Source organism: Marinovum sp. J2-8 (assembly GCF_055808435.1).
The window spans coordinates 42,569-65,588 of sequence record NZ_JBVVRZ010000003.1; the positions used below are offsets into that span (position 1 = coordinate 42,569).

Genomic DNA, 23,020 nt, shown 5'->3' on the forward strand with positions numbered 1-23,020 from the left:
TAAAGGGTAAATAATCAGTATGTTAAACCCGTCGGCCCAATTCCGAGCATTTTATATAAACTATTTGAAACCCAACGGGTTTTGCCCTGGGGGCGCAATTTGTGCCCAGACTTATCCACAGCCCTTGGGGGTTTATCTTGCTTGCCTTGGGCATGGTGCCGTTGCAGCGCCCCGCCGGGAATCATAGGTTGCCGCCATGACCGATGCGCCTGAAGACAAGATCCCGCCCCAACCCACCGGCCACGCCTGTATTGCGGCCTATCTGAAGACACTCGGCAGTGCGCCGGGGGTCTATCGTATGCTGGATGCGAAGAACGCTGTGCTCTATGTCGGCAAGGCGCGTAACCTGCGGGCGCGGGTGTCGAATTATGCCCGTCCCGCTGGGCACAGCCCGCGCATCGCGCGGATGATCCGCGATACGCACTCGATGATGTTCCTGACCACGCGCACCGAAACCGAGGCGCTGCTGCTGGAACAGAACCTGATCAAGCAGTTGAAGCCAAAGTACAACGTGCTGCTGCGCGACGACAAAAGCTTTCCCAATATTCATGTGACGGATCACGGATTTCCGATGATCCACAAGCATCGCGGCGCGAAAAAGGACAAGGGCGCCTATTACGGCCCCTTTGCCAGTGCCGGGGCGGTGAACCGGACCTTGAACCAGCTGCAAAAGGTGTTTCAGCTTCGAAATTGTTCGGATTCGATGTTTGAGGGGCGCACGCGGCCCTGTCTGCTGTATCAGATCAAACGTTGCAGCGCGCCCTGTGTCGGCAAGATCTCCGAAGCGGATTATGGGGAAAGCGTGGCGGACGCCCAGCGGTTCCTGTCGGGGCGGTCGACCCATGTGCAGGAAAAGCTGGCAGGAGAAATGCAGGAGGCGTCTGATGCGATGGAATTCGAACGCGCCGCCGCGTTGCGCGACCGTATTCGCGCGCTGACCCAGGTGCAGACGGCGCAGGGCATCAACCCTCGCACGGTGGAAGAGGCCGATCTGATTGCACTGCATCTGGAGGACGGACAGGCCTGCGTGCAGGTGTTTTTCATTCGCGCCAATCAAAACTGGGGCAATCGCGATTTCTATCCCCGGGTGGGCGAAGATGTGGATGCGGCGGAGGTGTTGGAGGCCTTTATCGGCCAGTTCTACGACAGCAAGGAGCCGCCGAAACAATTGATCCTGAGCCATGGGATCGAGAATGACGATCTGATGGCTGATGCGCTGAGCCAGAAGGCGGGGCGCAAGGTGACGCTTTTGGTGCCTCAGCGCGGTGAAAAGGCCGAGTTGATTAAATCGGCGGTGCGCAATGCACGCGAAAGTCTGGGCCGCAAGATGGCCGAGACCGCGACCCAGGCGAAGCTGCTGCGCGGCGTGGCCGAGGCGTTTGGGTTGGAAAAAACGCCGCAGCGGATCGAAACCTATGACAACAGCCACATCCAGGGCGCGCATGCGGTTGGGGCGATGATTGTCGCTGGACCGGAAGGGTTTTTGAAAAACCAGTACCGCAAGTTCAACATCAAGGGTGATGACCTGACTCCGGGTGATGATTTCGGCATGATGAAAGAGGTGCTGACCCGGCGGTTCAAGCGGCTGCAAAAGGAAGACCCGGAACGGGTAAAGGGCATGTGGCCGGACCTCTTGCTGATTGACGGCGGCGCGGGTCAGGTGTCTGCCGTGGCCGAGATCATGCGGGAATACGGGGTCGAAGATATTCCGATGGTCGGCGTCGCCAAAGGTGTTGATCGTGATCAGGGCAAAGAGGAATTTCACCGCATTGGCACGCGCCCGATGGCGCTACGACGCAATGATCCGGTGCTGTATTTCATTCAGCGGATGCGGGATGAGGCGCATCGGTTCGCCATCGGCACCCATCGTGCAAAACGGTCCAAGGCGGTCGGCGCAACGCCGCTGGACGAGGTGCCGGGCGTGGGGGCCGCACGCAAACGCGCGCTCTTGGCGCATTTCGGATCTGCCAAGGCGGTGAGCCGCGCCAATCTGGCGGATCTTCGGGCCGTGGATGGTGTGTCAGAGGCGCTGGCCGAAAAAATCTATGCGTTTTTTCACGAGGCCGGTTAGGCGTTTTCAAACGGTGCGCGGGCGCGCGCAGGTTGCTTTGCGTTCAGGCCACGCAGGCCTTGAGGGGCGCTGCCCCTCAAACACCCCGGGATACTTTCAAACAGAAGAAGCCTGGGACCGGACAAGATCCGGGAGCGCGTCGAAATGCGAAAACGCGGCGCTGTGCGGCAGATCCGCGACCGGGGTTTTGCGATAGCCTTCGGTATAAAGCAGGAAGGTGATGTTTGCCGCCACGGCGGTTTCGGCGTCGGTTTCGCTGTCGCCGATGTAGAGCGGTTTTTCCGCACCATCGAGGGCGGCGAAAAGCATGGCGGGGTCGGGTTTGCGTGTTGGCAGGCTGTCGCCGCCGATCACCCGGTCAAACAGGGGCGCGAGGCCGGTATCGTCGAGGCATTTCACCGTCGCGTCATAGGGTTTGTTGGTGCAGATCGTCAGGCTGTGGCCGTCTGCACGCAGCGTGTTCAGCGCCCCAAGCGCGCCGGGGTAGATCACCGAAGGCGGGGTTGGCACGGTGACATATTCCTGCAGGATGGTGTCGTGCAGCGGGGCATAGTGGTCGGCCGGCAGGTCAAGGTGGGCGATGACCTGTTCGATCAGTTTGGGAAAGCCCCGCCCGACGAAGCCCTTTACCGTGGGTTCCGCCAATGCGGGGATATCGAATTTTGCCAGTCCGGTGTTCACCGAAGCGGCGATTTGCGGCACGCTGTCGATCAGAGTGCCGTCGAGGTCAAAGGCGATTGTCAGGCTCATGTCAGGCTGTCCCGGATGGCGCGCATGTTGTCGCCATAGATTTCGGGTTTGTCGACGGAGCCGCCCCGGAACACGGCAGGAGCCGGCAACCAGCACATCGGCACCGGCCTCGACCACCAGGGGGGCGGTTTTGGGATCAACGCCGCCGTCGACCTGGATATGGATGTCGCGGTCGCCGATGGCGGCACGGATTTTGCGGATCTTGGCGGTCATGTCGATGAATTTCTGGCCGCCAAAGCCGGGGTTCACCGTCATCACCAGCACCATGTCGGCCAGATCGAGCAATTCGGTGACTGCCTCGGCCGGGGTGCCGGGGTTGAGCGCGACACCGGATTTCATGCCTGCGGCGCGGATCGCCTGAAGCGTGCGGTGGATGTGCGGGCCGGCCTCGACATGGGCGGTCAGCATATCGGTGCCTGCTTCGGCATAGGCGTCGATATAGGGGTCGACCGGCGCGATCATCAGGTGGACGTCCATGAAAGTTTTCACATGCGGGCGGAACGCCTTGACCGCCGGAGGGCCGAAGGTCAGGTTTGGCACGAAATGGCCATCCATCACGTCGACATGTACCCAATCGGCGCCCTGGTCTTCGATGGCGCGGATTTCCTGGCCGAAGTTGGCAAAGTCGGCGGAGAGGATCGAGGGGGCGATTTTGACGGAACGGTCAAAGGACATGTGGCAGGCTCCTGCAGCGGTTTGCCTGTGTCATATGGATTTGCGGCACAGAGGTCCAGTTAGCCGGTCGAATTTGCCGCAGACCAACAGGGCATGCGATCGTCGGGGGCGGGCGCGGCATGGTAGACGGCGCGGGCAATGGCGCGTGACAGGCAACAGGCGGCGGCATGGCAAATGTTGAGCATCTGCCAGTCCGGTGCTGTCAGGTCCTGGGCGCCGGTGCTGGCGGCAAAGATCAGGTCTCCATCCATTGGGGTATGCGCGGGCACGATGGCGCGGGCGATGCCGTCATGGGCGGCGGTGGCCATGCGCTGGGCCTGGGCCTTGGTCAGCTGTGCATCGGTGGCGACAATGGCGATGGTGGTATTGCCCTGCGCCGCCATCGCCGCGAGTTTGCGGCTGTGGCGCAGGTCGCGGTGTGTTGGCGCGGGGTCGGGGCCGAGCTGGCCGAATTCACCATCGATTTCAAACGGAGATGCCCAGAAATGGCGTTCGCCGGGTGTCGTGACACAGCCCACGGGATTTGCGGCGACCAATGCGCCGACGGTGATGCCGTCGTCGAGCAGGACACTGGCCGAGCCCAATCCGCCTTTTAGCATTGCGGTGCTGGCGCCGGTGCCTGCACCGGTGGTGCCAAGGGGGAAGTCATGCGTGGCCGCCAGTAGGGCCGTTTTTCCGAGGTCCGGATAGGGATTGCTGGCCCAGGCTTTATTGCCGCCATTCAGCAGGTCAAACAGGATCGCGGCGGGCACCAGGGGCACCCGTGCCGGGCCGACCGCAAAACCGCGACCCTGTTCGGCGAGCGTGTCCATCACGCCCTGTGCCGCGGCCAGACCAAAGGCCGAGCCGCCGGACAAGACCAATGCATCGACCGCAGGGGCCATTTTATCTGGCGCGAGGAGGTCGGTCTCACGCGTGCCGGGGGCGCCGCCCATCACCGCGACCGAGGTCACAAAGGGCGCGTCGCCGACCAGCACGGTGCAACCGGATTTCAGCCCCGCATCGCTGGCGTTGCCGACACGCAGCCCCGCGATATCGGTGATGAGGTTTCGGGGGCCGGGGGTCATCTGCATCGCTGGTTCCTGTGGCGGGGGGAGGATTGCGTATTTGAAAAGAGAAGAAGTCTAGATATGTGGTTTCGGTGCGGCGGTGGCGGGATCGCCGGTGTTCGGCTCGCCCTTGGGTTCGATCAGCAGAACCTTGCATTCCTGTTCGGCGCGGGGCCGATGGGTGACGCCGCGTGGCACGATGAACAATTCGCCGGCCTTGACCGGATGGGATGTCCGATCAAGATCCATCACCATTTCCCCTTCGAGGACCAGAAAGAAATCATCGGTATCTTCATGCAGGTGAAAGGGAAATTCGCCCTGAAATTTCACCACCATCACATCGTTGCCGTTGTAGTATCCGACAACATGCGGGGCCCAGTGGCGGTCGAACATTGCCAGCTTTTCGGCCAGATTGATGGTCTTCATATGCATCGGCCCCCGTCCACTTCCATACAAACCCCGGTGACCAGACTGGCCTCGTCCGAGCAGAGGTAGCAGGCGGCATTTGCGATGTCTTCGGGCATGGAAAACCGCCCCAAGGGAATGGTCGACAAAAAGGCATCACGCCGTTCCGGGGTGTCTTCCCCCAGAAATGACGCCAGCAGCGGCGTGTCGCCCGCGACCGGATTGACCGCATTGACGCGAATGCCATGCGGGGCCAGTTCGATGGCCATCGCCTTGGTCGCGGTGTTCATCCAGCCCTTTGAAGAATTGTACCAATTCAGATTAGGACGGGGAGAGACGCCTGCGGTTGAGGCGATGTTGAGGATTGCGCCGGTGCCGCGCGCCTTCATCAGGGGCAGCACCGATTTGGCGGTGTAATAGACAGATTTGCAATTCACGGCGAAGACCCGGTCGAAATCGTCTTCGCTGACGTCTTCCATCGGGGCGGGCAAATGGGTGACGCCGGCATTGTTGACTAGAATGTCGATGTCGCCCATCAGTTCGGTGGCCTTGTCGATCATATGCTGGACGCTGGCGCCGTCGGCCACATCAACACGTTGCCCCACGCCGCCGTATTCTTCGGCGACGTTGCGTGCCGCTTCATAGTTGATGTCGGCCAGCATGACCTGCGCGCCCTCGATCAGGAATTTATGTGCGATTCCGGCGCCAAATCCCGATCCTGCGCCGGTGACGATGGCGGTTTTGCCCTGCAATCTCATGTTTTGCCTCCCCTCAGAGTGTTGGTGGTCCTAGCCGTGATAGGCCGCAACGGTTTTCAAAGACGAAAACCCGTAAAGTGCCTCAAAGCCTTTTTCCCGGCCGTGGCCGGATTTTCCGATGCCGCCAAAAGGCAGTTCGACCCCGCCGCCGGCACCGTAGTTGTTGATATAGACCTGCCCAGAGTGCAAAGCGCGTGCCATGCGCATCTGGCGTGCGCCATCGCGGGTCCAGACCCCGGCCACCAATCCGTAATCGGTGCCATTGGCGATGCGGAGTGCCTCTTCTTCGCTGTCAAACGGGATGATCGCCTGAACCGGGCCAAAGATTTCCTGCTGCGCCAACGGGTGGTCGGGCGGCACATTGTCCAGAAGCGTTGGCGGGGCGTAATGCCCGGGGCCATCGGGGATCCTGGCCTGTGCCGCGATGGTCAGGTCGCCGGCCTGGGTCAGAAACCCGCTGACAATCCCCTGTTGCCGGGCGGAAATCATCGGCCCGACGTCAAGATCCGCCATGGCCGGGCCGACCTGAAGAGCGGCGTAACGCTCTGCCATTCGGTCGCGCAATGTTTCGTGCAGGTCACGGTGCACCAACACGCGGGACGAGGCCGAACAGGTCTGACCGGCGTTCTGGATGCCGGCATTGACCAGGAATGGCAACGCGGCGTCGAGGTCGGCATCGTCAAACACCACTTGCGGGGATTTTCCGCCCAGCTCCAACGTCACGGGCACCACATTGCGCGCGGCCAGGGTCTGCACCGTGCTGCCGGTGGCAACAGAGCCGGTGAAGCTGACGTGCTGGATGCCGGGATGTCCGGCCAATGCGGCACCGGCCTCGGCCCCCAGGCCGGGCACGACATTCAGCGCGCCGGGCGGCAAGCCGGCCTGCTCTGCCAGCCAGGCAAAGGCGAGCGCGGTCATGCAGGCCTCCTCGGCGGGTTTCAGCACACAGGCATTGCCCATCGCCAAGGCCGCACCAACCGAGCGGCCAATGATCTGCATGGGATAGTTCCATGGGATGATATGGCCGGTCACCCCATGCGGTTGCCGCAGGGTATAGACGGTATAGCCGTCAAGATAGGGAATGGTCTGGCCATGTACCTTGTCCGCCGCGCCGCCATAAAATTCACAGTACCGCGCCAGGGCCACGGCATCGTTGCGCGCCTGGGTCAGCGGTTTGCCGACATCCAGCGCCTCCAGCTCGGCAAGCCAATCCAGTCGTGCGCGCACCAAATCGCCCAGCCGGGTCAGGATTGGCCACGTTCCACCGGTGCCATCCGCCCCCAATCGCCATCCAATGCGCCCCGTGCCGCCGCGACACCGGCATCAATATCGGCCGCACTGCCGCGCGCAATCTGTGCCAAAGTGGTGGTGTCCGAAGGGTTTAACAGTGCCAGAGTTGCGCGGTCCTCCGCCGGGCGCCATTGGCCATCTATCAGGATCAGCGACGGATCAAACGGCAATTCAGGCAACATCTTGGGGCACCTCCGGTTTTGGTATACCATCGAACAGGCGCATTCTGATCGCAAGCGGGGAATTATCATTGCGCCAGTGGGCCTGAGGGGGATGTGATCTTGCGTGGCAAAATGCCAAGACATCTGGATTCCCCAGAGTTGCGCTGCTACATCGGGTCAGAATGAAGCAACCGGAGGCCCGCAAATGAGCGCGACCGCCCGCAAAACTGCCCCGATGCCGGATGATATCCGCGCACGCAAAGGGGGTACACCGATTGTGTCCCTCACCGCCTATACCACGCCAATGGCCGAAATGATGGATGCGCATTGCGACTTTGTCCTGGTTGGCGACAGCCTGGCGATGGTGTTGCATGGTCTGTCCTCCACTGTGCATGCCACTTTGGACATGATGATTCTGCATGGCAAGGCCGTGGCGCGTGGGTTGAAACAGGCGATGATGGTCGTCGACCTGCCTTTTGGGAGCTATGAAGAAAGCCCACAGCAGGCGTTTCGCAATGCCGCCCGCGTGATGGCGGAAACCGGCGCGGGCGCGGTCAAGCTTGAGGGCGGTGTCGAGATGGCGGAAACGATCGCCTTTCTGACCAAACGCGGTATTCCGGTGATGGCGCATATCGGCCTGACACCACAGGCCATCAACACGCTTGGCGGCTACAAGGTGCAGGGCCGGGGCGATGGTGCCAAGCAATTGACCGATGATGCAATTGCGGTTGCGGATTTAGGGGCTTTTGCCGTTGTGCTGGAAAAAGTGCCGGACACCTTGGCCAAGGCCCTGACGCTCAAGATCGGGATTCCGACAATTGGCATCGGTGCTTCGGCGGGATGTGATGGCCAGATTCTGGTGGTGGATGACATGTTGGGGATGTTCACGGCGTTCAAACCGAAATTTGTCAAACGTTATGCCAATCTGAGGGAACAGGGCGAAGCCGCGATTGCGACCTTTGCCGCAGAGGTGCGCGCCCGCGAATTTCCCGGCCCGGAACATGTGTTTGCCGATGAAGCCCCACAGCCCAAGACCACGGAGACAAAAGCGTGAGCGTTCCGATCCTTCGCGATCTTGATGCCCTGCGGGCCCTGACCCGTTCATGGCACATGGCGGGAGAGGTGATTGGCGTGGTGCCAACGATGGGGGCATTGCACGATGGTCATCTCAGCCTGGTTGCCGCCGCCAAAGAGCGCGCCGACCGGGTGATCGTGACGATCTTTGTCAATCCAAAGCAATTCAACAACCCCGATGATCTAAAGAATTACCCCCGCACCGAACAGGATGACGCCCGCAAACTGGAACGGTTTGCAGTGGATGCCATCTGGGCACCAGATGGGGATACGATGTATCCATCAGGGTTCGCGACCGGGGTCTCTGTGGCCGGGTTGACCGATGTCTTGTGTGGCGCATATCGCCCCGGCCATTTCGATGGCGTGACCACGGTGGTGACCAAATTGTTCACCCAAACCGCCGCCGATCTGGCGTTTTTCGGTGAAAAGGATTTCCAGCAGCTTCAGGTCGTGCGCCGTCTGTCCCGTGATCTGAACCTCGGGACAGAGATTGTCGGCTGTCCGACCATTCGGGAAATGGATGGTCTGGCAATGTCTTCGCGCAATCTGCTTTTGTCTGATCGTGCGCGGGTCAAGGCACCCCAATTGTATCGGGTGATGAAGGATATCGCGGCGGGCTTGGCGGCGGGGCAATCGATGTCGGACCTGGTGCCGCCTGCGCTGGCGACCTTGGAAAAGGCGGATTTCCTGTCGGTCGACTATCTGGAACTGCGCGATTGTGACACGCTTTCGCTTCTGGACCGGCCAAGCGAACCCGCGCGTTTGCTGGCGGCTGCGCATCTGGCCGGGGTGCGGTTGATTGACAACATCGACGTGCCGCAGATCAGCTGACAACGGGATTTGCGTATTTAAGAAAGAGAAGAAGCCGAAAATTTAAATCAAATTGTGCTTCTTCTCTTTAAAAATACGCATTACCGGGATTTCGGCAAACACAGGTCCGCCAAGGACAGGGCCATGACCTGCGCACTGTCAATCATGTCGTCGATGCCAACCCATTCGTCTGGCTTATGCGCCAGCTCCAGAACCCCCGGCCCATAGGCAATACAATTCTTCAACCGCCCGATCCGGTCGATATGTTTTTGATCGTAGGTTCCGGGCGATGCCACGTAATCGGGGGCGCGGCCCATCACCGTCTCAATTGCCCCGGCCACTGTTGTGACGATTGGTGCGGCCTGGTCTGTCATCGACGGGGCCACATGGTTGATTTCTTCCAGCCTGTAGTCAAATTTTGGCCGCGTTGCTTTCAGCTCTTCCAGCAGCGCGCGCACCTCGCCTGATACGCTTGCATGGCTTTCTTCTGCCAGATAGCGGCGGTCGATCACCATGCGACAGGAATCCGGTACGCAATAGGCCGGCAGGCCGGTGTAATCCGCCGCTTGCTCGTTTTCGCCGCCGTGGATGGAGTTGATGTTCATGGTGGATGCTTTGGCGCCATCGGGCACCACCGGCATGTCGGTATGTCGTGCAGCCATGGCCGGGAAAAGATCGGTTTCGAAACGGTCGATCACCGCGCTCATGTGGCGCACCGCGCAATCGCCCAAAAACGGCATCGCGCCATGGGCAATCTCCCCCAGGGTTTCGATTTCCGCCCACCACGCGCCCCGGTGGCCAAGGCAGATCCGATCCTTGTTGAGCGGTTCCGGAATGATCACATGCTGTACGCGCGAGGGCGCGAAAAATCCCTGCTCCGCGAGATAGGCAACACCGCCGTACCCGCCTGATTCCTCGTCCGCCGTGGCGCTGATTTCCACCGCGCCGGCAAAATCCGGGCAGAGATCCACAAACACTTCGGCCGCGATAATCGACGCGGCCAACCCGCCCTTCATGTCACAGGCCCCCCGGCCATAGACCCGTCCATTGCGCACCTCGCCGCCAAATGGATCGACGGTCCAGCCTTTGCCGACCTCGACCACATCGGTGTGGCTGTTGAAATGCACACATTCACCCGCACATGTCCCGTCGCGTCGTGCAATCATGTTCCAGCGCGGATAGCGGTCGCTGTCGCCGGGGGCGTCAATGGCGCGGATCATCTGAATTTCGAAGTTGCGCGCCTGCAATCGCGCCGACAGAAAATCACAGATTTCGCGGTACTTGTCGCCCGGCGGGTTCAACGTCGGGATGCGGATCAAATCCTGGGTCAGCGCCACAAGGTCGTCGCGCCGGGCGGTAATTTCGCTTCGCAATTGGGTCTGAATATCGTGCATGCGCCTAGTTTTGCGCCTGCGGTTCGGTTGTGCAAGCGGCGATGCCGCCTGCACCTCAGATCGCGTTCATTTGTGTCGATTACCGTCGCTTGCGGCTGACTTTTGCGGCTTTTTTCTTGGATTTGACAAGTTTGCGTTTCGACGGCCCACTGCGCCCCCTTGGCCCGCCGCGACCGCGCGGGCCGCCGCCATTCCTGTGGCCCTGAGGGGGTTTCTCGCCGTTGATTTCCAGCAACTCCAGCGCGATGCCACCCGTGACCGGCGCGGCTTCGGTCAGCCGCACGGTGACGCGCATGCCGATGGTGATGGTCAGCCCGGTGTCGGACCCCATCAGCGTGGCGGTATTGGCATCAAAGTGGAAATATTCGCGGCCCAGATTGCGCATCGGGATCAGCCCATCCGCCCCGGTTTCATCCAGTTTCACAAAGGCGCCAAAGCGGGCAATACCGGAAACCCGGCCAGAGAATTCCTCGCCCACGCGTTCGGACAAAAAGGCCGCCAGATAACGATCCGTGGTGTCGCGTTCGGCAATCATCGACCGGCGTTCGGTGTCAGAGATATGGGTGGCCGTCGGCTCCAGCTTGTCGATATCGACATGTGACAGCCCGTCGTCCCCCCAGCCATGCGCCGAGATCAACCCGCGATGCACGATCAGGTCGGAATACCGCCGGATGGGCGAGGTGAAATGCGCGTAATTTTGCAGCGCCAGGCCGAAATGGCCGAAATTCTTCGGGCTGTAATAGGCCTGGGTCATGGAGCGCAGGGTGGCGATATTGATCAACTCGCTTTCCTCGGTGCCCGCTGCGGCGTGCAGCAGGCCGTTCAGATGCGCGGTCTTCAAAACCTGGCCCTTGGCCAGTGTCAGCCCGGCGCTTTCAGCGGTTTCACGCAAGGAGTTGAGCTTTTCGGGCGGCGGTTCTTCGTGCACACGGAACAGAAGCGGGGTCTTCTTGGCGATCAGGGTTTCGGCGGCGGCCACATTGGCGAGGATCATGAATTCCTCGATCAGTTTATGCGCGTCCAGCCGATCCTTGAAGTTGATCGAGGTGACTTTGCCCTCTTCCGATAGCTCCACGCGCCGCTCTGGCAGGTCAAGATCAAGCGGCTGGCGGTCGGCCCGGGCCTTTGTAAGCGCAGCATATGCGGCATAAAGTGGCCGGATCACCGGGTCCATCAGTTCGGCCACATTATCGTTCGGGCGGCCATCCATGCCGTCCTGCACTTCCTGATAATGCAGCGAGGCAGGCGAACGCATCAAACCGCGGACAAACCGGTGCGAGAGTTTCTCGCCACGCGCCGAAATCTGCATCCGTACCGCGATACAGGCACGCGGCACACCCTCGTGCAGCGAGCAGAGATCGCCGGACAAGCGGTCGGGCAGCATTGGCACCACCCGATCGGGGAAATAGCTGGAATTGCCGCGCTTGCGGGCCTCGTGGTCCAGCGCAGAGCCGGGGCGCACATAACAGGCCACATCGGCAATCGCGACCCAGACGATGTGACCGCCCGGGTTCTTGGGATCGTCGTCGGCATGGGCGTAACAGGCATCATCGTGATCGCGCGCATCCGCCGGATCAATGGTGATAAGGGGCATATCGCGCAGGTCTTCGCGCCCGGACAGACCGGCGGGCTTCATCGCGTCGGCCTCGGCAATCACCTCGTCCGGGAAATCGTCGGGAATGCCGTGCTGGTGGATCGCAATCAACGATACAGCGCGCGGCGCGGTCGGATCGCCCAGCCGTTCAACAATACGGGCGCGGGGCAGGCCCATGCGGCCCTTGGGGCCGGCCAATTCGGCCTCGACCAATTCGCCGTCTTTCGCCCCATGCACATCGTTGGCCGCGACCTGCCATTCCTTGTCCGCGCCTTTGTCGACCGGTTTGATCCGCCCGCCTTCGGTGCGTTTGGCAAAGACGCCCAGAATGCGGCGCGGGTTGGTGCCGATCCGACGGATCAGGCGGGCCTCGTAATTGTGATCCTCTTCCTGCACCACTTGCAGGCGGGCCAGAATGCGGTCGCCTTCGCCCAGTGCCGGATCGCTCGCGCGCGGCACCACCAGCACAATCGGTTCCACCCCTTCGCCGTGCCATTCCAGCGGTTTGGCAAAAAGATCGCCATCGGCATTCGGCGCTTTGACCTGCAAGACCGACACCGGCGGAAGCCGGTCGGGATCGCGATAGGTCTTCTTGCGTTTTTCCAGATGGCCCTCGGCCTCCAACTCCTTCAACAGGCGTTTGAGGTCGATGCGGGCTGCGCCTTTGATGCCAAAGGCCTTGGCGATATCGCGTTTGGCTGTCAGCGTCGGATTGGCGGCGATCCAGTCAAGGATCTGGGATTTTGTGGGCAATTGGCTCATGTGCAAAGCCGTAGCATGTGCGCGGGGGATCGTCACCGCGAAAGTCCCGGGCTTCTTCTGTTCAAAAATATCCCGGGGGAGGCCAAAGGCCGGGGGCAGAGCCCCCTTGTGCCCCTCACTGCATTAGGGAACAGACTGGACCGTCTGACCAAGTCCTTGCAAATCGTCCACCGTGTCGACATCCGCCAGCGTGTCAATTTGCGCAATGCGTGCCCCGGGCAATGTGGCGCGGCTGTCGGCCAATGCATTGGGGCCGGACCAGCGCACACCTTTCAGAAAACCGGCGGGCGCACGACCTGGGTGGCGCAGCCCGACCAGCCAATAACCGCCATCCGGCGCAGGGCCGAAAACCGCATCGTTGTGGCCAAGGCAGGCAAAGGCACGTGCCACATGTGGCGGGGTGATACCGGGAATATCGCCGCCAATGATACAGGCCGGACCGGGGGGCATGGCGCGCATCAGCCGGGCCATGCGATCGCCCAGGGAGCCGCGGCCTTGTGCCACGCGGGGCAAATGTGCGGGCCAGATCCGGCTGGCGATCCCGTCACGGTCCGGCGATACCGCCAAAACCAACTGCCACCGCGGATCGTCAAGACGCCGGATCAACCGCGCGGTTTGATGGCGAAACCACCACGCCGCGGTGGTCATGCCAATGTCGCGGCCCAGCCGGGTTTTGACCCGACCGGGGCGGGGTTCCTTCAACATCAAGATCAGATGTCGGGTCAAAGCGGCTTTTCCATCATCCGGTGGGGAATGCCTGCGTCGTCGAAGTCATCGCCATAGGTGGTAAAACCCAGTTTTTCATAGAACGGGATCGCATGCAGCTGCGAACCAAGTGCGGCGCGGGTAAATCCGCCTTCTAGGCGCATTTCGTCCAGTGCCGCCGCAATCAATGCCGCGCCCAATCCGGTGCCACGGGCCTGTTTCACCACACAGACCCGGCCTATCTTGCCGGTGGTGCCATGGCGCAGAATGCGGGCGGTGCCCAGCGGCGTGCCATCCTGCACCGCCAGAAGATGCAGGGCGGTGGCGTCATATGCGTCGCGTTCGATGTCTGCGGGCACGCCCTGTTCGTCGACAAACACCGCAAATCGCAGTTTCAGACAGGTTTCCAGATCGTCGGTGCGGGTGATGGTGGCATTCATTTTGCAAAATAATCCTTCAGGATACGCGCATAAATCGCCTTCAACTGATGGATCTGATCCACGGCCACATGTTCATCAACCTGATGCATGCTGCGGCCGACAAGGCCGAATTCCACCACCGGGCAGTGATCCTTGACGAACCGCGCATCAGACGTGCCGCCGGTGGTGCTGAGTTCCGGCTCAACACCGGTTTCGGCCTTGACCGCACCGGCCACCAGATCGGACAGGGGCCCCGGCGGGGTCACGAAACTCTCTCCCGATATCTTGACGCGCAGGTCGATTTTCACCCCAAACTCGGCCGCGACGGCGTCTGCCCTGGACTGAAGCCAGTTTTGCAGCGCTTTGCCTGTATGGGCATCGTTGAAGCGGATGTTGACGGTCGCGGTGCAGCTGCCGGGGATGACATTTGTGGCCGGGTTGCCGGTGTCGATGGTGACAACCGCCAAAGTGGAGGCATCAAAATGCGCGGTGCCCCGGTCCAATTCATGGGATGACAGCTGATCCATCAGACGCGCCAAAGCGGGAAGCGGATTTTTGGCGCGATGGGGATAGGCGGCATGCCCCTGCACGCCGGTCACGGTGAACCATGCATTCAACGAACCGCGCCGCCCGATCTTCATCATCTGGCCCATGTGGTCGGGGCAGGTCGGCTCTCCCACCAGACATACGGACATCTGTTCGCCGTGTTGGTCCATATGCTGCAAGAGTTCGATGGTGCCGTGGTCGGCGTCGCCCTCTTCATCGCCGGTGATGGCCAGGATCAAGGCGCCCTCGGGGGGGGCGTCGCGTACCAGATCAATCGCGGCGGCAACAAAGGCTGCGACGCCGGACTTCATATCGGTGCTGCCGCGCCCGTAAAGCACACCATCGACGATCTCGGCACCAAAGGGATCATGGGTCCAGTCATCGGGGTTGCCGATCGGCACCACGTCGGTATGGCCATTGAAGCCAAACGTCTTTTCATGACCCTTGGCGCCCCAGCGGGCAAACAGATTGCTGATCCCGCCCTGATCCACCCTTGTGCATTCGAACCCGGCGGACGACAGCATGTCCTGCAGCAAGACCAATGCGCCCCCTTCATCAGGGGTGACAGAGCGGCAGCGAACCAGCGCGGCCGTCAGATCTGCCGGATCAACAGCGGATGTGAGGGGGGGATTTTCAGCGGGCATGGCTGGCTCCGATGGCATGGGATTGTGACCTGATTGCAGTGGCTTGGCGCTCTGGATCCGTATCGCTTAGCAGAATGGGCCGGACGGGGCTAGGCCGCCCGCCGGGAATGGTAACGGCCATAGGGTGGGTTGGTCTGTGCCAAATTCAGAGAAGGGATTTGCGGACCGCCGCCGCCCAGTGTGTTTGGGGGGGATGGTTCAGTGGGCGTCTTGATCCGTCAACGGTTCGTAAAACGGAGTGATCTGCGCCACGATCACCGAATTCTTATCCAGAGCACGTTGCATCAGATCGGCTTCGGTCTTGTCGATGTCTTCGCCGGTTTGCCGCCGCTCGTCCAGCGTGCCATGGCCGGTCACGTCCAGCGGCGCGAGGTCGGCTTGTTTCAGGATGGCGACGGTTTCGCGGACGGCTTCGGCTTCATCCACGCCAGAGGCATAGCAGATCAGCCCCGCACCGGTGGCGCCCTCGGGCAGGCCATCGCCGGATTTGCGGCCGACCTGAACAACAAGGGTGTAGACGTGATGCGGTTTTTTCGGCGGTTTGGTCATAGTGAACCTTTGGCGCTTTTGGCAGCGGGAGGGAGCCTCCGGCGGGGATATTTTTGGCCAGATGAAATGCGGAGCCGCGTCGCGTGTGGCGCGGCCCCGACGCGGTCTCAGTCGCGCAAAAGTTCGTTGATCCCGGTTTTGGAGCGGGTGCGCTCGTCAACGCGTTTGACGATCACCGCGCAATAGAGGTTGACGTTGTTCTTGGACGGCATCGAGCCTGCCACAACGACGGAATAGGGCGGCACTTCGCCGTACATCACTTCGCCGGTTTCGCGGTCGACGATCTTGGTCGACTGGCCGATGAAGACCCCCATGCCAAGGACCGAACCTTCGCGCACGATGCAGCCTTCGACCACTTCGGAACGCGCGCCGATGAAGCAATTGTCCTCGATGATGGTCGGGCCGGCCTGCATGGGTTCCAGCACGCCGCCGATCCCGACGCCGCCCGAAAGGTGGACGTTCTTGCCGATCTGGGCACAGGAGCCGACCGTGGCCCATGTATCAACCATGGTGCCCTCGTCGACATAGGCGCCAAGGTTCACGAACGACGGCATCAGCACCACGCCGGGCGCGATATAGGCGGATTTGCGGACAACACAGTTTGGCACGGCCCGGAACCCGGCCGCGCGCCATTGGTTGTCGCCCCAGCCTTTGAACTTGCTGTCGACCTTGTCCCACCAGCCAGAGCCTTGCGGGCCGTTGTCCTGCAGTTCCATGTCCTTGATGCGGAAGCCCAGAAGAACGGCTTTCTTTGCCCATTGATTGACATGCCAGTCGCCGTTTTCCTGGCGCTCTGCCACGCGCAGTTTGCCGGAATCCAGCGCGTTCAGCGTGTCTTCGATGGCTTCGCGGGTTTCACCGCCGGTGGTGGGGGTGATTGTGTCGCGGGCGTCCCATGCCGCCTCGATGGCGGTTTCAAGTTGGGCGTTGGACATGGGGAATCTCCATCAGTTGGGCTGTGATCAATGCTGCGCCGCTTTAGATAGGAAAATCGGATGCGGGGCAACCACGGCACAGACGGCCTAGTCGAACCTGTCGTCACTATTTAGGCTTGTGCTGGCAAAAATGTTGGCAAAGCGCGCGCTGATCCAACCGGTCCGCCCAGCGTGATCGAGCTTTAGCCATACCGCTTGATTGTCCGTTGTCACCTGACAGCCGCGGACCCGGAACCTTGTGCCTTCGGGGACTTCGCCAAGTCGCGCTGCCTTGAGCGACGGGGTGGCGCGCATATTGACCGACGTCATGATCGCGGCCTGCCCAAACCTTTGGCGCCACGGCGCATCGTCTGACAGGACATTTGATGCCGGATCGATCATGGGGTGCAGCTGGCCCATGTGGCAGGCGCTAATGTCGGCCAGCAAGGCGTTGGTGGCGAGGCGTTGGACCCTGGTGTCAATGGCACACCATGCGTCATATCCGTTTTCGCTATCAATGCATTCGGGGGGATCGCGCGTGACATCAAGAAAGAGATTGCCCTCGCTGGTGCGCGCCATCAGGCAGTGTTCGCCCGACCGGAAACTGCCGCGAAACGCGGTGCCGCGATGCGATTTGAAGAAATCGGAAACGGTGCCATTGGGAATTGGGAACAGATCACCAACCATTTCAGTGACGGTGGTCAATGGGATCTGTGAAATGTCGCGCAGTTTGGTGCAGAGGTGATAGACCTGCGCCATGCTGAGCGCGGCGGAGTGCAGCGGCTCGGACAGCGGATCGGTGGACACGGGTATAAAACCCAGATCATAGGCGCGGTCACTGGCCCCGACGTAAAAGAAACTATCGGCGGATCGATGTTTCAGCGCCTCGGCAATCAGCTCTGGTTTGTTCAACTCGCCGGTCACGATCGTCATATAGGCGGCCATGATGTCATAGGTCAGATCCATCACGGCCTTGACCTGGGCCTGTTGAAACGCCTGACCATCGGGCAATGCGCCCATGTGAAAGCCGATGCGCCCGCCAACTTCGATAAAGCGGTAGCTGTCAAAATCGTCCAATGTGCGGCGCTCGGACGCCAGCGAAAACGCCAAGGCACAGGCAGACAGGCATTCGGTATTCGCAAGGACATAAACGCCAACGAAATCCGGATCCTGCGAGCCAAGCCGCGCCCCCAGGCTTCTGCCCAATGCGATCCCTTCAAGGAAATTGCCGCCCGGGCTTTCCAGCACCAGTCTCCAACCCCAGCCCTTTTTTTGGTCATGCATCCGTTCGACCAGCGCCCAAAGCTTGTCTGTGTCGCCCTTTTCAATCACGCCTGACATTTTGATCACCCAAGGCGCGTCGGACCGTACGGGTCGCGTCGGGCGGCGCAGGTCTGCACGGTTCGCCGGCAGGTCGACATATGCAGAATAAAGCGGGGTCAGTTGCGAGAGGCGCGGCGCAAGATCATCGCGGACCTCAAATGTGGCCGCGAGGGCCGAAAATGGCCAAGCCAGACAGAAAATCAAAGCGGACAACGTAAGTTTCAAACGGTTCATGATTTCTCCCAAGCTTATTTTGCCGAAGCAGCATTGCATCCCGATGGTTGGCACCATTTAATCGCCTTAGACAATAACAGGTGTTTTTTGAACATCTTACAACGGCGATTGCAACGCATCGCTACAGGAGACGCACATGACCGAACAGCGCCACAGCCCGTTTCGCGACGCCCATGAAGACCGGGAAACGGCGGGGGATATTCCGGATACGCCCCAGACACGTGCGCGGCCTATCGGTTGGCCTTTGCGGATGATGATTTCCTGTGCCGCGATGAATTGCGCCCGGTCCGGTTGCAGCTGGAGTTGTTGAAACCGGAACTGATGATGACCGAGGCCGGTGTTGAAAGCACCATCGTTCTGTTTGGCGGTGCGCGCATTCCCGAACCCGCGAAAAAGCAGAACGCCCGCACCAAGACGCTGGCGGATCTGTCGCGGTTTTATGAAGAAGCACGGGATTTCGCGCGGATCATGACCGAGATTTCGGCGCAATCAGGCGGGCGTGAAAACGTCGTTGTCACCGGCGGCGGGCCGGGCGTGATGGAGGCGGGAAATCGCGGCGCGATGGAGGCCGGGGGCCAATCCATCGGCTTGAATATCGTTTTGCCGCATGAGCAGGCGCCAAACGAATATGTGACGCCGGGGCTGTGTTTCAATTTCCACTATTTCGCCATTCGCAAGATGCATTTCCTGATGCGGGCCAAGGCGATCTGTGTGTTCCCGGGCGGGTTCGGCACGATGGATGAAATGTTTGAGGCTCTGACGCTGATTCAGACCGGGCGCATGGAACGTGTGCCGTTTCTGTTGTTCGGGCGCGAATTCTGGGAAAAGATCATCAATTGGGACGCATTGGCCGATGCTGGCACCATTGCGGCAGAAGATCTTGAGCTTTTCCGGTTTGTTGAAACGGCGCAGGAGGCGGCGGATCTGATCGGGAATTGGAAAGCCGCTGGCCTGCGTGACGGGCTGCCGGGGCGTTAAACCCCCCCCGCTCAATCTGGTTGCGAAATCTGGGTCAGGCCGCCGATTGCGCGGGCAAAGCACAGATTTCGCGCCCATGGGGCAGGGCGGTGACCATATCGCCATGGTCGGTGCGCTTGATGGCATAGCCATAGCCGGCCAGACGATGTTCCCATTCCCGTGCGCTGAGCGCCTTGATGCGTTCCTGTTCCAGAAGCGCCAGAAGCGTGTCGATCTCGGTGGTCTGCATTGTTTCTCTCCCATGTTGGTTCAATGTGTGTACAGTCGGATTGCGGCCTGCATCGCGCGCAATTGCGGCGAATTTGCGCGGGTGTTTTCCTGTTGCCAACCGGCGGTCTGCTTTGGAAATTCGCCCCCCGGCCCGCTGGACAGTCGCGCGGAAACCCCTAGTGTCGGGACAAACATCGACGGAGCGGGAAATGGATAAGTTCGGCAAGAGCCAACCAGTCAAACGGGTTGAGGATGCGCGGTTTCTGACAGGGCAGGGTCGATATGTTGATGATATCGCCCCCGAGAATGCGCTGCATGGGTTTGTATTTCGCTCGCCTGTGGCGCATGGCGCGATCACGACGCTGAATGTGGACGACGCGCGTGACGCCGACGGGGTGCATCTGGTGGTGACACTGGATGATCTGGAGGCGGCCGGCGTGCATGTGGGCATGGCGGGGGCCACGGTGCCCAACCGCGACGGGACGCGCGGCGCCAGCCCGGAACGCCCGGTGCTGGCACGGGGGCGGCTGCGGTTTGTCGGCGAAGCGATTGCAATGATCTTTGCCGAGACCTTGCAACAGGCCAAAGATGCCGCCGAGCTGATCGAGCTGGATTATGATGATCTTCCGGTGTCGCTGGCTCTGGACACAGGCGCGCATGACATTCATCCCGAAGCGCCGGGCAATCTGGCCTATGATTATGGCCTCGGGGATGAAGCGGCGACCAATGCGGCCTTTGATGCGGCGGCAAAAGTGGTCTCGCTACAGATCGACGACAACCGCATTATCGTCAATTCGCTTGAGCCACGCGGATGTTACGCCGAGGTCGAGGGCGAGCGGCTGCATGTGGCGATCAATGGACAAGGGGTCTGGGGCGCCAAGGCCTCGATCGCCAAGGCCATGGCGATGGCGCCGGAACAGGTGCGGATCACCAACCCGGATGTCGGCGGCGGATTTGGCATGAAGGGCATGGATTACCCCGAACATGTGGTCTGTGCCTTTGCCGCACGTGCGCTGGGTCGGCCGGTGCGCTGGATGTCAGAGCGGACCGAAGCGATGCTGAGCGACAATGGCGGCCGGGATCTGACCACTCTGGCCGAGATGGCCTTTGACGACGACCACCGGATTTTGGCCTATCGCATCCACACCCGGAACAACCTCGGGGCGTATAATTCCGGCTATGGCCAGCCAATCCAGTCCGAGCTTTTCGCCAAGGTCATGATGGGGGTCTATGATGTGCAGACCGCCTTCATGGGGGTGCGCGGCTATTATACCAATACCACCCAGGTCGATGCCTATCGCGGCGCGGGCCGACCCGAGGCGATCTACGTGCTGGAACGGTTGATGGACCGGGCGGCGCGGGAACTGAATGTGGACGGCTGGGAGCTGCGCCGCAAGAACTTCATCGCGCCCGAGAAGTTCCCCTATCAGTCGGTGACCGGTGAATTATACGACGTCGGCGATTTCAATCGCGTGCTGTCGCGGGTGGAAACCACCGCGGACCGGGCGGGATTCCTTGCGCGGCGTGCGCAATCCGAAGCCGCAGGCAAACTGCGGGGCATGGGGCTTTGTTACTATATCGAAAGCATTCTGGGCGATCCTTCGGAAGACGTGAAAGTCGCGTTCGAAGAGGATGGCAGCGTTTCGATGTATGTCGGCACACAATCCAACGGCCAGGGACATGAAACGGTTTACGCCAAATTCCTTTCCGATCAGACCGGCATTCCCGCCGACCGCATTCGTGTGATCCAGGGCGACAGCGATCTGATTGCGCGGGGCGGCGGCACCGGAGGGTCACGTTCGGTGACGACGCAGGCCAATGTCACGCTGACCGCCGTCAGCAATATCGTGGCCGCATTCACGCCGTTTTTGGCGGATACCATGGGCGTCGAGGAGAGCAAAGTGACCTTCGATGATGAAACCTTTCGGGCTGAGGGGTCGAATATGACACCCACCCTGCTGGAGGCCGCCGCATTGGCGCGGGAGGCCGGGCGCGAGGATCTTTTGACCCATGCGGCGCGTTCGAAACTGCCGGGGCGGTCCTATCCCAATGGCGCCCATGTGGCCGAGGTCGAGGTCGATCCCGAAACCGGTGCGATTTCGGTCGACAGATATACGGTGGTCGATGATTTCGGAAATCTGATCAACCCGATGCTGGCAGAGGGCCAGGTGCATGGCGGCGTGGCCCAGGGCATCGGTCAGGCGATCACCGAACGGGTGGTTTTCGATGAAGAGGGCCAGTTGCTCACGGCAACGTTCATGGATTACGGCATGCCGCGTGCGGATAATCTTCCCATGATTGGGTTTGATACGGAACCGGTGCCCTCGACCGCCAATCCCATGGGGATGAAGGGCTGTGGCGAAGCCGGAACAGTGGGCGCGATGGCCGCGATGGGCAATGCGGTGCAGGATGCGCTTTGGGACCGTGGTGTGCGACAGGCAGACATGCCGTTCACGCCGATGCGTGTGTGGAGTATGCTAAAGGATGCGTCTGAGACGGCTGCATAAACAGGTCGCTGGCTGGCTGGCGCGCAAGCTTCGGTTCAAGCAGACCCGGACCGGACCGCGCCGTGGCCAGCGGACCCATGTGATCCTGCTGGATGGCACGATGTCGTCGCTGCGTGACGGACAGGAAACCAATATCGGCCTGATTTACAAGCTGCTCTGTGACGCGCCGGGTGATCTGTCGCTGTATTATGAACCCGGCGTGCAATTCCCCGACTGGCGGGCGGCCTATGCCGTGATGACCGGCAAGGGGATCAACCGCCAGATCCGGCGGGCCTATGGCTATCTTGCATCGCGCTATCGCCCCGGCGACCGGATCTTTTTGATCGGGTATTCGCGGGGGGCCTATGCGGTGCGGTCGCTGGCCGGGCTGATTGACCGGGTCGGGCTGGTCACCGCGCGTCATTCGTTGGAACGCAATGTATCCCAGGCCTGGCGCCACTATGAAACCGCCCCCGAAAGCGACACCGCCCGGGCATTTCGCGCCGCCTATTGTCACGACACCGCGCCGATCGAAATGGTTGGGGTCTTTGACACGGTCAAGGCACTGGGCCTGCGCTTTCCGGTGTTCTGGCGGATGTCGGGGGATCGCCACGCGTTCCACAACCACCATCTTGGCGCGACGGTGCGGCATGGCTTTCACGCGCTGGCGTATGATGAGCGTCGTGCGGCCTATGCGCCGGTGTTGTGGACCGTACCAGAAGGCTGGACCGGTGGGGTTGAACAGATCTGGTTTCGCGGCAGTCACGGCGACATCGGCGGCCAGCTTGGCGGGTTCGAAGCCGCCCGGCCCCTGTCCAATATCCCGCTGGTCTGGATGCTGGGCAAGGCCGAGGGCTGCGGCCTGATGCTGCCTGATGGCTGGCGCGCCCGGTTCCCGACCGATCCCAATGCGCCCTCGACCGGGGGGTGGCGGGGCTGGAGCAAATTGTTTGTGTTTCGCACCGGGCGACGGCGGATGACCGACCCGTCGGAACGGCTGCACCCGACGTTGCAGGACCATCTTGACCGCGCCGAAGGCAATTTCGCCCGTCTGATGGCGGTGTCGCGCGAAATGACCTCTGCCGTGATGCGCCGTAACCTCTGATCGCGGGAAACTCACAAGTCGGTGAGCTTTTCTTTTCTTTTTTTCAACTGTGTCTTACGTGTTCATCATGAGACGCAAGGCCGGAACCCTTGCGAGACCTCACTGTCCCTCGTT

The 23,020-nt window shown here is 61.1% G+C and carries 18 protein-coding genes and 3 pseudogenes; 6 read left to right on the forward strand and 15 right to left on the reverse strand.

Annotation, left to right across the window (positions count from 1 at the left end; translation table 11 throughout):
- Positions 1-196 precede the first annotated feature (196 nt).
- A complete protein-coding gene (uvrC, locus tag AC0L4F_RS09595; RefSeq protein ID WP_244687795.1) occupies positions 197-2,071 on the forward strand; it encodes an excinuclease ABC subunit UvrC in 1,875 nt (624 codons plus the stop codon).
- 96 nt (positions 2,072-2,167) lie between these two features.
- Here uvrC and AC0L4F_RS09600 read toward each other — a convergent pair whose 3' ends face one another.
- The 6 genes and pseudogenes from AC0L4F_RS09600 to AC0L4F_RS09625 all read right to left on the reverse strand — a co-directional run bounded on the left by AC0L4F_RS09600 (position 2,168) and on the right by AC0L4F_RS09625 (position 7,180).
- Entirely contained in the window at positions 2,168-2,821 is a 654-nt protein-coding gene (locus AC0L4F_RS09600) for an HAD-IA family hydrolase (RefSeq protein WP_244687797.1), read from the reverse strand.
- A pseudogene (gene rpe / locus AC0L4F_RS09605) lies at positions 2,818-3,496 on the reverse strand (ribulose-phosphate 3-epimerase). Before rpe ends, AC0L4F_RS09600 begins: the two are co-directional and overlap by 4 nt.
- A gap of 59 nt (positions 3,497-3,555) precedes the next feature.
- A complete protein-coding gene (locus tag AC0L4F_RS09610; RefSeq protein ID WP_244688914.1) occupies positions 3,556-4,563 on the reverse strand; it encodes a P1 family peptidase in 1,008 nt (335 codons plus the stop codon).
- 57 nt (positions 4,564-4,620) lie between these two features.
- Positions 4,621-4,971, reverse strand: a complete 351-nt coding sequence (locus AC0L4F_RS09615; protein ID WP_244688915.1) for a cupin domain-containing protein — start codon at positions 4,969-4,971, stop codon at positions 4,621-4,623.
- Complete coding sequence (locus AC0L4F_RS09620; protein ID WP_244687799.1) at positions 4,968-5,708, reverse strand: SDR family oxidoreductase; 741 nt, start codon at positions 5,706-5,708, stop codon at positions 4,968-4,970. Before AC0L4F_RS09620 ends, AC0L4F_RS09615 begins: the two co-directional genes overlap by 4 nt.
- A gap of 30 nt (positions 5,709-5,738) precedes the next feature.
- Positions 5,739-7,180: pseudogene (locus AC0L4F_RS09625) on the reverse strand (aldehyde dehydrogenase family protein).
- Between the two features lie 184 nt (positions 7,181-7,364).
- On the opposite strand from AC0L4F_RS09625, the gene panB reads away from it, so the two are divergent.
- Both panB and panC read left to right on the forward strand, forming a co-directional pair.
- Positions 7,365-8,213 (forward strand): 3-methyl-2-oxobutanoate hydroxymethyltransferase, encoded by an 849-nt coding sequence (gene panB / locus AC0L4F_RS09630; protein WP_244687801.1) that lies wholly within the window; start codon positions 7,365-7,367, stop codon positions 8,211-8,213.
- Complete coding sequence (gene panC, locus AC0L4F_RS09635) at positions 8,210-9,064, forward strand: pantoate--beta-alanine ligase (protein WP_244687803.1); 855 nt, start codon at positions 8,210-8,212, stop codon at positions 9,062-9,064. Before panB ends, panC begins: the two co-directional genes overlap by 4 nt.
- 80 nt (positions 9,065-9,144) lie before the next feature.
- Here panC and AC0L4F_RS09640 read toward each other — a convergent pair whose 3' ends face one another.
- The 8 genes from AC0L4F_RS09640 to AC0L4F_RS09675 form a co-directional block, all read right to left on the reverse strand.
- Entirely contained in the window at positions 9,145-10,437 is a 1,293-nt protein-coding gene (locus AC0L4F_RS09640; RefSeq protein WP_244687806.1) for an acetylornithine deacetylase/succinyl-diaminopimelate desuccinylase family protein, read from the reverse strand.
- Positions 10,438-10,516: 79 nt separating this feature from the next.
- Positions 10,517-12,793, reverse strand: coding sequence for a ribonuclease R (gene rnr, locus AC0L4F_RS09645; protein WP_244687808.1), 2,277 nt, complete (start codon positions 12,791-12,793; stop codon positions 10,517-10,519).
- Positions 12,794-12,916: 123 nt separating this feature from the next.
- Entirely contained in the window at positions 12,917-13,519 is a 603-nt protein-coding gene (locus tag AC0L4F_RS09650) for a TIGR04282 family arsenosugar biosynthesis glycosyltransferase (RefSeq protein WP_244687811.1), read from the reverse strand.
- Positions 13,516-13,938, reverse strand: a complete 423-nt coding sequence (locus AC0L4F_RS09655; RefSeq protein WP_244687813.1) for a GNAT family N-acetyltransferase — start codon at positions 13,936-13,938, stop codon at positions 13,516-13,518. Before AC0L4F_RS09655 ends, AC0L4F_RS09650 begins: the two co-directional genes overlap by 4 nt.
- Positions 13,935-15,107 (reverse strand): succinyl-diaminopimelate desuccinylase, encoded by a 1,173-nt coding sequence (dapE, locus tag AC0L4F_RS09660; protein ID WP_244687816.1) that lies wholly within the window; start codon positions 15,105-15,107, stop codon positions 13,935-13,937. Before dapE ends, AC0L4F_RS09655 begins: the two co-directional genes overlap by 4 nt.
- Positions 15,108-15,305: 198 nt before the next feature.
- Positions 15,306-15,656 carry a hypothetical protein gene (locus AC0L4F_RS09665; protein ID WP_244687818.1) on the reverse strand — a complete coding sequence of 117 codons (351 nt, stop codon included), beginning with the start codon at positions 15,654-15,656 and terminating at the stop codon, positions 15,306-15,308.
- Positions 15,657-15,763: 107 nt separating this feature from the next.
- Positions 15,764-16,591, reverse strand: a complete 828-nt coding sequence (gene dapD, locus AC0L4F_RS09670) for a 2,3,4,5-tetrahydropyridine-2,6-dicarboxylate N-succinyltransferase (RefSeq protein ID WP_244687820.1) — start codon at positions 16,589-16,591, stop codon at positions 15,764-15,766.
- 87 nt (positions 16,592-16,678) lie between these two features.
- Entirely contained in the window at positions 16,679-18,127 is a 1,449-nt protein-coding gene (locus AC0L4F_RS09675; RefSeq protein ID WP_244687823.1) for an SH3 domain-containing protein, read from the reverse strand.
- 136 nt (positions 18,128-18,263) lie between these two features.
- On the opposite strand from AC0L4F_RS09675, the pseudogene AC0L4F_RS09680 reads away from it, so the two are divergent.
- Positions 18,264-19,105: pseudogene (locus AC0L4F_RS09680) on the forward strand (LOG family protein).
- 34 nt (positions 19,106-19,139) lie between these two features.
- On the opposite strand, the gene AC0L4F_RS09685 reads toward AC0L4F_RS09680, so the two are convergent.
- Positions 19,140-19,334, reverse strand: coding sequence for a hypothetical protein (locus AC0L4F_RS09685; RefSeq protein WP_244687825.1), 195 nt, complete (start codon positions 19,332-19,334; stop codon positions 19,140-19,142).
- A 190-nt stretch (positions 19,335-19,524) separates the two neighbouring features.
- Here AC0L4F_RS09685 and AC0L4F_RS09690 point away from each other — a divergent pair, with 190 nt between their 5' ends.
- Both AC0L4F_RS09690 and AC0L4F_RS09695 read left to right on the forward strand, forming a co-directional pair.
- Positions 19,525-21,822: a xanthine dehydrogenase family protein molybdopterin-binding subunit gene (locus AC0L4F_RS09690; protein ID WP_244687827.1), complete on the forward strand. Its 2,298-nt coding sequence runs from the start codon at positions 19,525-19,527 to the stop codon at positions 21,820-21,822.
- A complete protein-coding gene (locus AC0L4F_RS09695) occupies positions 21,800-22,906 on the forward strand; it encodes a DUF2235 domain-containing protein (RefSeq protein WP_244687829.1) in 1,107 nt (368 codons plus the stop codon). Before AC0L4F_RS09690 ends, AC0L4F_RS09695 begins: the two co-directional genes overlap by 23 nt.
- Positions 22,907-23,020: the final 114 nt, after the last annotated feature.